Source organism: Pseudomonas sp. DSP3-2-3, from assembly GCF_049898225.1.
Classification (GTDB): domain Bacteria; phylum Pseudomonadota; class Gammaproteobacteria; order Pseudomonadales; family Pseudomonadaceae; genus Aquipseudomonas.
The window spans coordinates 13,446-26,513 of sequence record NZ_JAFCXH010000008.1; the positions used below are offsets into that span (position 1 = coordinate 13,446).

Sequence of the window (13,068 nt, forward strand, 5' to 3'; positions counted from 1 at the left end):
TAAACGGTCGGGGCTGCGGTGGGTTACCTAGATCGCGCGCAGCATCTGCTGCACATTGGCATCGGCGCCGTCGTCGGTCGCGAAGGTATGAAAATCCAGGCTGCTGACGATGAGTTCCTGAACGATCTCGGAAAACACCTGCAAATGCGGCGTCTCGAACCAGGCGCTCATGGCCTGTTCGTCAGCCCATGAACCGGAAATCAGCCACAGGTCGGGATCACGCGCCGAATGCTGCAAGGCAAATTCCAGGCAGCCGGGGGCATTGAGCGAAGGCGCGATCAGACTGTCCAGGCGCGCACCGAGCTGGTCACTCTGACCGATCCGGGCACGGGCGAAAACGAGATGGCTCACCGAAGTTGATTGAGGCATGGTCCTGGCTCCTTGTTTTACGTGCCGCGTGAAGAAATTCGCAGTGCTGCGACAGGAGCAGAGATTAAAGGCTGCTGGCAATTACCCGGTAGACAGTTCCTGCCACGTTCTTGCCTGATTCTGCACGGAGGCGGTTTTCTGCGGTCAGTCTTCTATACATCAGGTACCCACTGAATTGCCGTGGATGCTGGCAAATCGGCCGCCGCATCGCCTCGCGCGACGTCGCCCGGCAGGATCAGGCAATCATCCGGCAGGAATCGCGTAGCGCTTTGCCTTGCACAAAAATAAGCTGGGCGCATTCACCAAGGATCAAAGGACTCGATACATGTCGCAGCTCGAACGCCACGTTGAAACGCTAAGCGCAGACATGGAAAAGCAGCGCGCCGAGCTGGCTGACCTGATTCGTCGCTATGCGCCGAAGGAAGGCTCGTTCCAGACCGCTATCGCGCCGCTGTTCATGGCCCGCTATGAAAATCCTTCGGAAAGCTTGCCAGCCGTGGCGCAGCCGGCTTTATGTATCTTCGCCCACGGCAGCAAGCAAGTGCGTCTTGGCGACGAAACCTACACCTATGATCCGCTGAATTATCTGGTGGTGTCGGTGGCGATGCCGTTGAGCGGCAGGATCCTCAACGCCACCGTGGATAACCCCAACCTGGCGCTGCGCCTGGACATCGATCCCGTTGAAATCAATGCGTTGATTGCCGAAGCCGGCCCCATGAGTGTGCCGACTCGCCCGAGCGGGCGCGGCCTGTATGTCGAGCGCATCGACACGCAGTTACTGGATGCAGTGCTGCGCCTGTCGCGTTTGCTGGACAGCCCGAAAGACATCGCCATGCTCGCACCGCTGATCAAACGCGAAATCCTCTATCGCTTGCTGCGTAGTCAACAAGGGCATCGGTTGTACGAAATTGCCATCGCCAACTGCCAGACCCATCGTGTCACTCAGGCAATCACCTGGCTGAACGCGCACTTCGGTGAGCCGTTGCGCATCGAAGAGCTGGCGCGGGAAGTCAATTTGAGTGTCTCGACCCTGCATCACCGCTTCAAAGCGGTGACGGCCATGAGCCCGCTGCAATATCAGAAGCAACTGCGCCTGCAGGAAGCCCGGCGCTTGATGCTGGCCGACGGACTCGATGCGTCCGCCGCCGGTTACAAAGTGGGCTATGAAAGCGCGTCGCAATTCAGCCGGGAATACAGCCGTCAGTTCGGCGCGCCTCCGCTCAGGGATTTGGCGCGCCTGCGCAAAATCGTTTGACCGGTTGCCGAAGTCAGGCGCTCAACACCCGGCACGCCTCGGACGGAATGGTTACCGATACCAGGTTGCCAATGCTCAGCCCCACGCATTGATTCGGCGTGCTCAGCGCAGTCAGCGACACACCTGAGCAGTCGACCGTGGTTTCAATGGTCGCGCCAATGTCACGAATGAACGTCACAGTGCCGGCCAACTGATTTGCCGCTGCGGTTTGCGGCAGTGACAGCTGCAAGTCTTCCGGGCGGACCAGCATTTTGATGTTGGAGCCGACCACGATGCTCTCGCTGATCGGCACATTCAGCGCTTCCCCGCCTGGCATGCCGACCTTGCCGTTACCCAGCGCAGTCGCCGCAAAGATATTGCCCGAGCCGATAAAGTCGGCCACAAATTCGTTGGCCGGATTGCGATAAATCTCGATGGGCGTGCCCACCTGTTGGATCCGGTGTTCGCCCAACACTACAACGATATCGGCCATGGTCATGGCCTCGCGCTGGTCATGGGTGACCAGAATCGTGGTGATATTCAGACGCTTCTGCAACTGGCGGATTTCCACTTGCATGGACTCGCGCAGCTTGGCGTCCAGCGCCGACAAAGGCTCGTCGAGCAATAGCAGCTTGGGATGCGAAGCGATGGCCCGGGCAATCGCCACACGCTGACGCTGGCCACCGGACAATTTCGCCACCGGGCGATCAACCATTTGCTTCAGTTGGATCAATTCCAGCAACTCACTGACCCGCGCCTTTTGCTCAGGTTTACCGACGCCGCGCAGCTTGAGCGGGTAAGCGATGTTCTCGCCGACGGTCATATGCGGGAACAGCGCCAGGGACTGGAACACCATGCCGAAATTGCGCTGATGCGCCGGCGTATGGCTGATGTCTTCACCATCCAGGCGGATTTCGCCGCTGGTCAGGGTTTCCAGCCCGGCGATCATGCGCAGCAAGGTGGTCTTGCCGCAGCCGGACGGGCCTAGAAAGCACACCAGCTTGCCTTCTGGCAGATGCAGGTTGACGTCGGTTACCGCGCAGGCCGAGCCGTAGTATTTCTCTACGTTTTCCAGAATCAATCCGGTCATTTTTTGTAAACCTCAATGGGCAATCAGAACGAGACGCCACCTTCGCCAACCAGCTTCTCCAGCGCCCAGATCAGGACGAAGTCGATGAGCACGATCAGCACGGCGAAGGAAAAAACGGTCGGATCCAGCGACGACACGGTGCGGCTGTACATCCAGATCGGCACGGTCATCACGTCGATGTTGTAGAGGAAGTAGGTCACGGTGAATTCGTTGAACGAGACAATGAACGCCAGCAGCATGCCGGCGAGAATCCCCGACTTCATCAGCGGCACCACCACGTCGACAATCGCCCGCAGCGGCGAGGCGCCGAGCATTTGCGCGGCCTCCTCCACTTCGCTGCCGATGGACATCATCGCCGCCGTGCAGTTTTTCACCACGAAGGGCAGCGCCAGAATCACGTGGGCAATCACCAGTCGCGAGGTGTCCATGTGGAACGGCAGGTTGTCGAATATCAGCAACAGCGCCAGGCCCAACACCACCATGGGAAACACCAGCGGCAGCGACATCAATTGCATGGCCACAGCCTTGCCGCGAAATTCGCAGCGGGTCAGCGCGTAGGAAGCGGGCACGGCGATAATCGTCGCAAAAACCATGGTCAGGCAGGCTACCAACAGGCTGGTGGTCATGGCCTTGCCCAGGCTCAGAACATCGCTGGAGTCCGGTGAAACAAAGGTGCGCCAGGCGGCTTCATACCATTTGAGGCTGTAGCTGGAAGGCGGGAAATCCAGGTTCGACGCGCCGCTGAACGACATGACGATCATGGTCAGGATCGGCATGACCGCCAGCAGCAGGATGAAACCGGAAAGAATCGCCGCGAAACGGCCGGTGTCGCCAGGTAAAACCGGTTGTAGGCGAAAGCGTTTTTTCGTCGAAAGACTCATTGCGAAGCCTCCAGCATGCGGCGTCGGCGCCCGGTGATGTATTCCGAAAGGGTCATGATCGCCAGCGTCGTGACAATCAGCACCACGCCCGCCGCCGAAGCCGCCGGCCAGTTCATCAACGGCGCGATCTGGTCGTGAACCATGACGGCCAGCATCGGCACACGTCTACCGCCCAGCAGCAGCGGTACGACAAAACTGCTGGCGTTGTAGGCAAACACCAAAGTGGCGCCGGTAGTAATTCCCGGCAGACTCATGGGCAGGACGACCTGACGAAACACTTGAAAGCGGCTGGCGCCAAGGGTCGCGGCCGCTTCTTCGTAGCTGCGGGAAACACCGCGCATGGCGCTGGCAATCGGCAGCACTGCGAGGGGGAACGCGGTCTGCACCAGGCCCATCAATACGCCGTTCTGGTTGTACAACATCATGATCGGCCGCGTGATCAGGCCCATGCCTTTGAGCGCCTGATTAAGCATGCCACCCGGACCGAGGATCACCAGCCAGCCGTAGCTTTGCAGCAGCAGATTGACCAATAGCGGCAGCAATACGGCCGCCAGAAATATGCGCCGGATGAAGGGCGATTGCAGACGCGACATGGTGTAGCCGACCGGGATCGCCAGGATCACGGCAATCACCGCGCTGATCAGCGCCAGGCGCAGGGTCAGCAGCAATGACTTCAAATAATAGGGTTCCAGCAGTTGGGCATAACTGTCGAGGCTGAAACCGGTCCACTCCGCGCCCTTGGTGCCCACGCTCATGCGCAGGACCAGCAAGCTGGCGGCAATCAGAACCGCCATGAACAGCATCGATGGCGTAAGGAACAGCCAGGCGCGGGCGGTTGGAGAAAATGTCCTCGGTTTGCGTGCAACAGCCACGGCTACCGGGCGGATCAAGGATTGGTGTTCCATGGTGGTGTTCTCTTTATTAGTAACCGAGGGATCACCCGATTCTCAAAGGCAACCCGGGACCTGTGGGAGCAAGCTTGCTTGCGAAAGCGTCTGATGTACCGGCCTCTTCACGAGCAAGCTCGCTCCCACACATCGCGCCCTTTTCTCAGGAAGAGAAAATCTCGGTGTAGCGGCGAATCCACTGGTCGTGCACGGAGGCCAGGAAAGCGTTGTCGTGCATGATCGCTTTGTCGGCAATTTGCTCGGGGGTGAGGATGTACGGGCTCTTGCGCGCCTCGGCGGAGATGATCGCCTTGGAGTTGACCGGGCCGTTGTAGATGTCTTCCGCCATCTTGCCCTGCACCAGCGGGTCCAGAGAATGGTTGATGAAGGCGTAGGCCAAGTCGGTATCGCCCGGACGATTTTTCGGCAGGACCGACTGCATCAAGTCGGTATAGAACCCTTCTTTCATGCCGAAAGTGGCGCCCAGACCGTAGGCCGGGTCGCGAATCTGATTCGGGAAAAACGCTGGCGCGTACAGGCCACCCATGTCCAGCGAGCCGGTGCGGAACAGTTCAGCGATCTGATTCGGGTTTTCGCCCAGGGTCACAACGCGATCCTTGAGCTCGGCGAGCTTCTTGAAGCCCGGCTCGATATTGTGTTCGTCACCACCGGCCAGTTTGGCGGCGATGATGATCAGGTCCATGGCCTCGGTCCAGTTCGGCGGCGGCAGGAAGATGCTCGGTGCGAGGTCCTTGTCCCACAATGCGGCGTAGCTGTCCGGTGCTTCCTTCACGGTGCGCGTGCTGTAGATCAGGCTGTTGCACCACAACAGATAACCAATGCCGTGGCCGTTGGCGCCGGTGCGGTATTTCTCCGGAACGTCGACGATGTTCGGAATGCGGTTGAGGTCGGGTTTTTCCAGCAAACCAGCCGCTGCCAGGCCTTCAGCGCCAACACCAGCCAGCGTAATGACGTCGTATTGCGGACGATCACCGCCAGCCTTGAGCTTGGCGACCATTTCCGAAGTGCTGCCGGTGCGGTCGGCAATGACCTTGGCGCCGGTCTTGGCTTCGAAAGTCGCCGCAATGTTGCGCAACGCAGCCAGGCCGGTGTCATCGGACCAGGTCAGCAGCCGCAGGGTTTTGCCCTGGAATCGAGTGTCGCTGGCGTTGGCGCGGATGAACGGCATCGACATGGCCGCTGCGGCTACCGATGCGACGCCCACTGTCTTGATGAACTGCCTTCTGTTCAGATCATGCTGGCCCATTCTGGACTCCATTTTCGTTGCTGCATGTTGAGGGTGACGCATCGTCGCAACAGGCGAACCGCGTTCCCGAAGCTCTCACCAAAGGCCCGTGATCCGGGCGCATCAGCTGAGTCGGCGAGGTCATCCTGAGTGCCCGTCGAACCCCCAACAATCGAAAATTTGTCATTGAAGCCATGTGTCAAACGCATGCCTCGCCAAGAGGCATGCGTGAGCCGTTCGTGCCCGATCAGACAGCGCGGATGACGTGCTTTATTTCCTGAAAAGCCTGCATGCCCCAAGGCCCCAACTCGCGGCCCAGACTGCTTTGTTTGTAACCGCCCCAGGCCGCCTGCGGGAAAATCACCTGCGGCGCGTTGATCCACACCAGTCCGGCGTGCAGGGCATTGGCAACCCGTTCGGTGGCCTGCGGATCGGCGCCAACTACGCTGGCTACCAGGCCGAACTCACTGTCATTGGCCAGGGCGATGGCTTCGGCTTCAGAGGCAAAACCTCGCACACACAGCACCGGGCCGAAAATCTCTGCGCGCCACAGTGCACTGTCCAGGGGCACGTCAGTGAACACCGTGGGCCGTAAAAAATAGCCCAGCGGACGATCAACCGGACGTTCGCCGCCGCATAACAGCCGCGCGCCGGCCTGTTTTCCGGCTTCGATATGCGCAATCACCCGCTGATATTGCGCGAGATTGACCAGCGGGCCCATTTCCACGCCCTCTTGCGACGGCTCGCCCACCTGAATAGCTTCGGCCCGAGCGATCAGGCGTTGCAGAAACTCCGCCAACAATGACTGAGCGACTAGCACCCGGCTGGTGGCCGAGCACATTTGCCCGGCATTGAAATAGCCGCCGCCACTGGCCAGTTCGACCGCCAGATCCAGATCAGCATCGTCCAACACCAGCAACGAGGACTTGCCACCCAACTCCAGGCTCACGCCCTTGATGGTTTCAGCGGCGCGCTGCATGACCTGCACGCCAACAGCATTGCTGCCAGTGAAGGAGATTTTCGCGATGCGCGGGTCAGCTGCCATTGGCGCGCCGACGGCCAGACCAGTGCCGCAGACCAGATTGAACACGCCGTCCGGCAAGCCGCTGGCGGCAATGATTTTCGCCAGTTGCAGCTCGGCCAACGGCGTGACTTCGGAGGGCTTGAGAACCACGCAACAACCGGCAGCCAACGCCGGGGCGAGTTTCCAGGCGGTGGTCACCATGGGGAAATTCCATGGCACGATCAGCCCGACCACGCCACACGGCTCCCGCCGCAACCGCGCAGTGAAATCTTCGCTGGGCAATACGACGGGGCGATCCTGCTGCTCGTCCAGCGCCTCGGCGAGGCCGGCGTAGTATTCAAACGTGGCGATCACGTCATCGACATCAATCGCGGCTTCAAACTCGGGCTTGCCGTTGTTGCTCGATTGCAGCTGCATCAATGTCGCACGTTGCTCGGCGACGCCAGCGGCGATGGTCCGCAGAATCCGGCCGCGATCAGTCCCCGAGGTTCGCGACCACAAAGCAAACGCTGCGCTGGCAGCCTGCACTGCCTGATCCACCGCCAAGGCATCGCCGCCGCCAACCGTCGCCAGCTGAGCTTCGGTTGCCGGGTTGATCACGGTCAGCAATTCGCTGCCCGAACGCCATTGTCCGTTGATATAAAGGCCGTGTTGCACAGTCATCATGCTCATCAGTCTTGCATCCCGTTTATCCAGACCTGCTGGTCGATTTCAATCAAGGTCGGTCCCGGACGCTCATGGGCCGCCTGCAACGCGACCTTCAATTCTTCGACACCCGACACCGCCTGTGCTGCGCAGCCGAGGGCCTTGGCCACGCCGACGAAGTCCGGGGTATAGATGTCCACGCCAACCGGTTCGATGGCACGGTTGAGCATGTATTTCTTGATCTCTTCGTAGCCCTGGTTATTCCACAGCAACACAATGACCGGCGTGCGCGCTTCCACCGCGCTGGCCAGTTCCGCGAGGGTAAATTGCAAACCGCCATCGCCAATCAGGCAGACGACCGGATTGCGCGCGCCCGAATCGGCGGCGCCCAGCCAGGCACCGATGGCTGCGGGCAAGGCATAACCCAGCGTGCCGTAGCCGGTGGACGAATTGAACCAGCGCCGCGGGTGCTCCAGATTCAGGGTCAGGTTGCCGGTATACACCGGCTGAGTGGAGTCGCCGACCAGCACCACATCAGGCAGAACATCGAGCACAGTTTGCAGGAATCGGGTTTGCCCGCGAGTCGCGCTGTCCCAGGACGCTTCGAGGGTTTCACGCAGCGCCGCGGCGCGGGTGCGGCCCCAGTCATCGGCACGCTCCTGCCGATGTTGGCCGACAAGTTCGGTGAGCAAGGCGTTGACCGCGATCTCAGCGTCGGATACCAATGCGACCGCAGGCGGGAAATTGCGCACGGTCTGATCTGCATCGATGTCGATGCGCAGCAGCGTGCCGGGAATCTTGAAGCTGTCGGTGAAGGTGATGTCGTAATCGGTTTCCGCCAGCTCGGTGCCGATGGCCAGGACCACGTCGGCATCCATGACCAGCGCCCGCGTCGGCGCCAGGGATTGTGTCGAACCGATCAGCAGCGGATGGCGCGATGGCAACATGCCTTTGGCGTTAATGGTCAGCGCCACTGGCGCATCCAGCTGCTCCGCCAGTTTCATCAACGCTTGGGCCGCATCGATGGCCCCGCCACCGGCAAGGATCAACGGGCGCTTGGCCTTGGCCAGCAGACTGGCCATTTGCGTCACGGCCGCAGGTGCCGCGCCGGAGCGATAGACGCTGACCGGTTTGCTTTGCAGCAGCTCATCGGCCTCCTCTACCAGCACATCCAGCGGAATTTCAATGTGCACCGGGCGCGGGCGACCGGCCTGGAACAAGGCAAACGCGCGCGCCAGCACACCCGGCAATTCACTCGCAGACATCAGGGTATGGGAAAACGCCGCGACGCCCGCCACCAGCGCACTTTGCGAAGGCAGCTCGTGCAACTTGCCGCGCCCGCCGCCCAGTTGATTGCGCGACTGCACGCTGGAAATGACCAGCATCGGAATCGAGTCGGCGTACGCCTGGCCCATCGCCGTGGTGATGTTGGTCATGCCGGGGCCGGTGATGATGAAACACACGCCGGGTTTGCCGCTGGTGCGGGCATAGCCGTCTGCCATAAAACCCGCGCCTTGCTCGTGGCGGGGCGTGACATGGTTGATCGTCGAACCCGCCAAACCACGGTACAACTCAACCGTATGCACCCCGGGAATACCGAACACCTGCTCGACACCATAACCTTCCAGTAACTTCACCAACACTTCGCCGCAAGTCGCCATTTGCCATTTATCCTTCATCGGTTCGAGAACTGTCCGACGTTCGCGCGTCAGGTCAGGCGCGAGTGGGCACAGTTTGTGAGGGTAATTGGAACTGCCGGGCATGGTTGTGACAACGTATAAAATGTCATGCTTAGGCATGTTCCCCATGCATGCCTGAAATCCTATGAAACGTTTGCCGCCACTTCCTGCGCTTCACACCTTCCTGATCACGGCCCAGTGCTGCAATTTCACGCGCGCCGCCGAACTGTTGCACATCACCCAGGGCGCGGTCAGTCGGCAGATTTCCGGGCTGGAAAGCCATCTGGGCTATTCGTTGTTTCAACGCCAGGCACGCGGCTTGAGCCTCACGGCGCAGGGCCGGGAATTGTTTCCGCGCATTCAGCAGGTCTTCGCGCTGATCGACGAAGCCGTCGAGCAAGTGGGCGTCAAACGCGACGCGTTGCAACTCAAGGCGCCGACCTGCCTGATGCGCTGGCTTCTTCCGCGCCTGCTGCAATGGCAGAAGGAACGCCCGGATGTGCCGGTGGAACTGACCACCACTGTGCAGCACGCGGTGGATTTTCGCCGGGAGGAATTCGATGCCGCCGTGGTCTACGGCGCGCGGCCGGACAGTTCGATGCAGGTCCATCACATTTTCGACGAGCAACTGACGCCGGTCTGTTCCCAGCAATTGTTGGCCGGGCCGGTGCCGCTCAAAACCTTCGCGGACCTGGAACAGCACATGCTGCTGCATCCAACCCGGGACCAGCGCGACTGGGAGCAATGGCTGAAAGCCGCAGGCGCGACCGTCAGCAATATCAGCAAAGGGCAGCATTTCGACACCCTGGACCTGGCGATGTCGGTGGCGTCGCAAGGCACTGGCGTGGCGATTGGTGATTGGGCGCTGATTGAAGAAGACCTCAGCACCGGCCGCCTGGTCATGCCTTTCGACCTGAAAGTTCGTACCGGCGCCGCCTATTACTTTGTGTTCCCGACACGACCAGGCGCTTCGCCACAGCTGCAGGAACTGATTGACTGGCTCCTGGCGCAAGCAGCGCAACGGGCGGATCTATAACCGTTGGCGGCGAACTGGCCATTTGCTAGATCGCTTCTTTCCTACACCACAGCAGAACGTGTCCTACAATTTCCTCAGTCCCTTTCAGAACTGCTCTGTAGTCGGAATGAGGAAAGCGTCATGAACATAACAACAAGAAAATGCCTGGCTGCAATAGGTGTCAGCGCCATCGTTGCCCTTTACGCAGCGGGCGCATACCGGATCGAGCTGATCCGCGAAGCACCTCGCGTGGCCAGTTGCAGCTTCGGCCATTGCGTCCCCACTGATGCGACCTTCAGCGCGTTGCGATGAGTTGCGGGATCGAATTGTGGGAGCGATCGGAGGTTACGACGGCCGCGAAGCGGTGTGTCAGGTCAACCGCTATCGCTGCCTCACGTTGCTCGTAAGCTCCCACGGGGTTTCTCCACGGGCTATGCCTAAGGCAGCTATCGATTAGCAAGCTATCGGATTAGACTGACGACTTTCTCCTGCCGCAATGGCGGCGGGTAAACACTGTCGATCAGGTTCTGCCTTGACCAACCTTAATCAAACCACGCCGTCCATCCGCAGCGTTCTGTTTGCGTTGATGATGGCAGTCTTTCTCAGCGCGTTGGACCAAACCATCGTCGCCGTCTCGATGCCAGCCATTTCCGCGCAATTCATGGATTTCGACCTGCTGGCCTGGGTGATTTCTGGCTATATGGTGGCGCTGACCGTCGCGGTGCCGATCTACGGCAAGCTGGGCGATTTGTACAGGCGGCGCAATCTGATGCTGTTCGGCCTCGGGCTGTTTACCCTGGCTTCGCTGTTTTGCGGCATGGCGCAAAGCATGGAACAACTGGTGCTGGCGCGGATCATTCAGGGCATCGGCGCGGGCGGCATGGTTTCGGTGAGCCAGGCGATCATCGGCGACATCGTCCCACCTCGCGAACGCGGGCGTTACCAGGGTTATTTCAGTGGGATGTATGCCGCCGCCAGCGTAGCCGGCCCGGTGCTCGGCGGGTTCATGACCGAGTATCTGTCATGGCGCTGGGTGTTCCTGATCAACCTGCCGCTGGGCGTGCTCGCCTGGTGGGTCGCCAAACGCACGCTGATCGGTCTGCCCGTCCCGCAACGCAAACCCATCATTGACTACCTCGGCACGGTGCTGATGATCGTCGGCCTCAGCTCTTTATTGCTGGGCATCACCGAAATTGGCCAGGGCCGCAGCTGGCGCGATGATCAAGTGGTCGCCTTGCTGGGCATCGCGCTGTTGGCACTGGTGGTGTTCGTGCTCTACGAACGGCGCGCGCCAGAGCCGCTGCTGCCCATGCATCTGTTCGCCAATCGCAGCGCGGTACTGTGCTGGTGCACGGTGTTTTTCACCAGTTTCCAGGCGATTTCGCTGATCGTGCTGGTGCCGCTGCGTTTCCAGACCGTCACCGGCGGCGGTGCCGACAGCGCCGCCTTGCACCTGCTGCCGCTGGCGATTGGCATGCCGATGGGCGCTTATTTCGCCGGCCGCCGCACCTCCCTGACCGGACGCTACAAACCCTTGATCCTGACCGGCGCGCTGCTGATGCCGCTGGCGATCCTCGGCATGGCCTTCACCCCGCCGCAGTCGGTGCTGCTCACCGGCCTGTTCATGGTGCTGACCGGTTTCGCCAGCGGCATGCAGTTTCCGACTTCGCTGGTCGGTACGCAGAACTCCGTCGCGGTGCGAGACATGGGCGTCGCCACCAGCACCACCAACCTGTTTCGCTCCCTGGGCGGGGCCGTGGGCGTGGCGGTAATGTCCGCGCTACTGCTGGCCATGTTGCAAGGCACAGACCTGGCTCATGTCAGTGGCGCGGTGGCAGGTATTGAGGGCGGTTCCGGCAATGTGTTGATGGACAGTCTCAACGCCGCCAGCGGCCCCGCGCTGCAAAACCTGCGCAGTGAACTGGCGCTGACGTTCGAGCACCTGATGATGATCAGCGCGGCGGTATCCCTGTTCGGATTGGTGGCCGCGCTGTCGATGCCCAATCATTTGTTGCGGGGTAGAGAGCATCAGGAGCGGTGATCATTGTAGGAGCCAACTTGTTGGCGAGGCGTCGCGCCTATTCGCGAGCAAGCTCGCTCCCACACAAGTTCGCTCCCACAAGGACGATTACTTGCTGTAATACCCCACCGCCACCAGATAGTTACCCGCCTTGCGCACATAGGCGTGCTTGTTTTCCACTTTGTTGGTAATCGGGTTACGCCAGCGGTACTCGTATTCGCCTGCGTCTTGCCTGGCGATCAGCGTCAGGATTGGCTCGCCCACAGGCTTGCCTTCTGGATCCTTGACCTTCCTGAAGTCGGTATTGATCAGGCGCAGATTAGTGCCGTGGGCGACGTAGCGGTCGTTGCTCAGGTCGACCACGAACACATACAGATCGTCCTGAAGGAATCCGCCCTGAAGGCTGTTTATCGCAGTCAGCGTTCCCTTTTGGTCGCGAGCCAGTTCGCTGACGGCCTTGTCCAGCAATGCCCTTGCCTGCTCGGGTGAAGCGCGCGGTACGTAGTAACCCACCGCCAGGATGCGCTCGCCGACCCGCTGAAAGTACACGCGTTTGCGTTCTACCTTACCGTCAGCCCAGTTGTTCCAGCGATATTCCGCCTGTTGCACACCCTTGGTTTCAGGCGTTTGCAGCACCTCCTTGAACGCCTTTTGCAAATCGGGTTCCAGCACCTGGGAAACGTCCCGGCCGATCAGCACCACGGATGGCCCGCCACTGGCGAGCATCACGCCCTTGGTATCGACCACGAACACATAACGTTCCCCATCGACAAACTCACCCTGGCGGCTGAATTCGGCGAAGGCTTTGTCGCCTTCCTGTTGATAGCGCTGCACGGCTTTTTCCAGCAGCGCTTTGGCCGCCGGCCCTTGATCGGGACTTTCCGCCCCGGCCCAGCCTTGCCCCAGCCACATTAGACATACCCACCCCAAGAGCACTTTTACGAGCCCGATACTGCGTGGCGACGACGGCATTGCCGA

Annotated in this window: 12 protein-coding genes; 4 read left to right on the forward strand and 8 right to left on the reverse strand. The window is 60.4% G+C overall.

All coding sequences use genetic code 11. From position 1 onward, the window contains the following. Positions 1-27 precede the first annotated feature (27 nt). Positions 28-369 carry a putative quinol monooxygenase gene (locus tag ACP7E4_RS11385; RefSeq protein ID WP_426113917.1) on the reverse strand — a complete coding sequence of 114 codons (342 nt, stop codon included), beginning with the start codon at positions 367-369 and terminating at the stop codon, positions 28-30. Positions 370-694: 325 nt separating this feature from the next. Between ACP7E4_RS11385 and ACP7E4_RS11390 the strand changes: the two genes are divergently transcribed. Beyond that, positions 695-1,624, forward strand: coding sequence for an AraC family transcriptional regulator N-terminal domain-containing protein (locus ACP7E4_RS11390; protein WP_426113915.1), 930 nt, complete (start codon positions 695-697; stop codon positions 1,622-1,624). A gap of 13 nt (positions 1,625-1,637) precedes the next feature. Here ACP7E4_RS11390 and ACP7E4_RS11395 read toward each other — a convergent pair whose 3' ends face one another. From ACP7E4_RS11395 to ACP7E4_RS11420, 6 genes are all read right to left on the reverse strand, one after another. Next, positions 1,638-2,693: an ABC transporter ATP-binding protein gene (locus tag ACP7E4_RS11395; protein WP_426113913.1), complete on the reverse strand. Its 1,056-nt coding sequence runs from the start codon at positions 2,691-2,693 to the stop codon at positions 1,638-1,640. A gap of 23 nt (positions 2,694-2,716) precedes the next feature. Continuing rightward, complete coding sequence (locus ACP7E4_RS11400) at positions 2,717-3,574, reverse strand: ABC transporter permease (protein WP_426113911.1); 858 nt, start codon at positions 3,572-3,574, stop codon at positions 2,717-2,719. Then, positions 3,571-4,479 carry an ABC transporter permease gene (locus ACP7E4_RS11405; RefSeq protein ID WP_426113909.1) on the reverse strand — a complete coding sequence of 303 codons (909 nt, stop codon included), beginning with the start codon at positions 4,477-4,479 and terminating at the stop codon, positions 3,571-3,573. The genes ACP7E4_RS11400 and ACP7E4_RS11405 overlap by 4 nt, the downstream gene beginning before the upstream one ends. A gap of 145 nt (positions 4,480-4,624) precedes the next feature. Further along, the gene (locus tag ACP7E4_RS11410; protein WP_020293062.1) at positions 4,625-5,728 is read right to left on the reverse strand and encodes an ABC transporter substrate-binding protein; all 1,104 of its coding nucleotides are present in this window, start codon (positions 5,726-5,728) and stop codon (positions 4,625-4,627) included. 226 nt (positions 5,729-5,954) lie between these two features. Continuing rightward, entirely contained in the window at positions 5,955-7,397 is a 1,443-nt protein-coding gene (locus ACP7E4_RS11415; protein ID WP_426113961.1) for an aldehyde dehydrogenase family protein, read from the reverse strand. A gap of 5 nt (positions 7,398-7,402) precedes the next feature. Beyond that, on the reverse strand, positions 7,403-9,037 hold the full coding sequence (locus ACP7E4_RS11420; protein ID WP_426113907.1) for a 5-guanidino-2-oxopentanoate decarboxylase: 1,635 nt from the start codon (positions 9,035-9,037) through the stop codon (positions 7,403-7,405). Positions 9,038-9,200: 163 nt separating this feature from the next. Here ACP7E4_RS11420 and ACP7E4_RS11425 point away from each other — a divergent pair, with 163 nt between their 5' ends. The 3 genes from ACP7E4_RS11425 (at position 9,201) to ACP7E4_RS11435 (ending at position 12,111) form a co-directional block, all read left to right on the forward strand. Beyond that, positions 9,201-10,091 carry a LysR substrate-binding domain-containing protein gene (locus ACP7E4_RS11425; protein ID WP_426113905.1) on the forward strand — a complete coding sequence of 297 codons (891 nt, stop codon included), beginning with the start codon at positions 9,201-9,203 and terminating at the stop codon, positions 10,089-10,091. Between the two features lie 120 nt (positions 10,092-10,211). Continuing rightward, positions 10,212-10,382: a hypothetical protein gene (locus ACP7E4_RS11430; RefSeq protein WP_426113903.1), complete on the forward strand. Its 171-nt coding sequence runs from the start codon at positions 10,212-10,214 to the stop codon at positions 10,380-10,382. A gap of 220 nt (positions 10,383-10,602) precedes the next feature. Next, complete coding sequence (locus ACP7E4_RS11435) at positions 10,603-12,111, forward strand: MDR family MFS transporter (RefSeq protein ID WP_426113901.1); 1,509 nt, start codon at positions 10,603-10,605, stop codon at positions 12,109-12,111. Between the two features lie 87 nt (positions 12,112-12,198). Here the strand turns inward: ACP7E4_RS11435 and ACP7E4_RS11440 are convergent, their stop codons facing one another. Further along, positions 12,199-13,002 (reverse strand): cache domain-containing protein, encoded by an 804-nt coding sequence (locus ACP7E4_RS11440; RefSeq protein WP_426113899.1) that lies wholly within the window; start codon positions 13,000-13,002, stop codon positions 12,199-12,201. Positions 13,003-13,068 lie beyond the last annotated feature (66 nt).

Bases quoted from the DNA above. Each gene is read 5' to 3' on its own strand.
- ACP7E4_RS11385 (WP_426113917.1), bottom strand. From the start codon at position 369: ATGCCTCAATCAACTTCGGTGAGCCATCTCGTTTTCGCCCGTGCCCGG.
- ACP7E4_RS11390 (WP_426113915.1), top strand. From the start codon at position 695: ATGTCGCAGCTCGAACGCCACGTTGAAACGCTAAGCGCAGACATGGAA.
- ACP7E4_RS11395 (WP_426113913.1), bottom strand. From the start codon at position 2,693: ATGACCGGATTGATTCTGGAAAACGTAGAGAAATACTACGGCTCGGCC.
- ACP7E4_RS11400 (WP_426113911.1), bottom strand. From the start codon at position 3,574: ATGAGTCTTTCGACGAAAAAACGCTTTCGCCTACAACCGGTTTTACCT.
- ACP7E4_RS11405 (WP_426113909.1), bottom strand. From the start codon at position 4,479: ATGGAACACCAATCCTTGATCCGCCCGGTAGCCGTGGCTGTTGCACGC.
- ACP7E4_RS11410 (WP_020293062.1), bottom strand. From the start codon at position 5,728: ATGGGCCAGCATGATCTGAACAGAAGGCAGTTCATCAAGACAGTGGGC.
- ACP7E4_RS11415 (WP_426113961.1), bottom strand. From the start codon at position 7,397: ATGATGACTGTGCAACACGGCCTTTATATCAACGGACAATGGCGTTCG.
- ACP7E4_RS11420 (WP_426113907.1), bottom strand. From the start codon at position 9,037: ATGGCGACTTGCGGCGAAGTGTTGGTGAAGTTACTGGAAGGTTATGGT.
- ACP7E4_RS11425 (WP_426113905.1), top strand. From the start codon at position 9,201: ATGAAACGTTTGCCGCCACTTCCTGCGCTTCACACCTTCCTGATCACG.
- ACP7E4_RS11430 (WP_426113903.1), top strand. From the start codon at position 10,212: ATGAACATAACAACAAGAAAATGCCTGGCTGCAATAGGTGTCAGCGCC.
- ACP7E4_RS11440 (WP_426113899.1), bottom strand. From the start codon at position 13,002: ATGTGGCTGGGGCAAGGCTGGGCCGGGGCGGAAAGTCCCGATCAAGGG.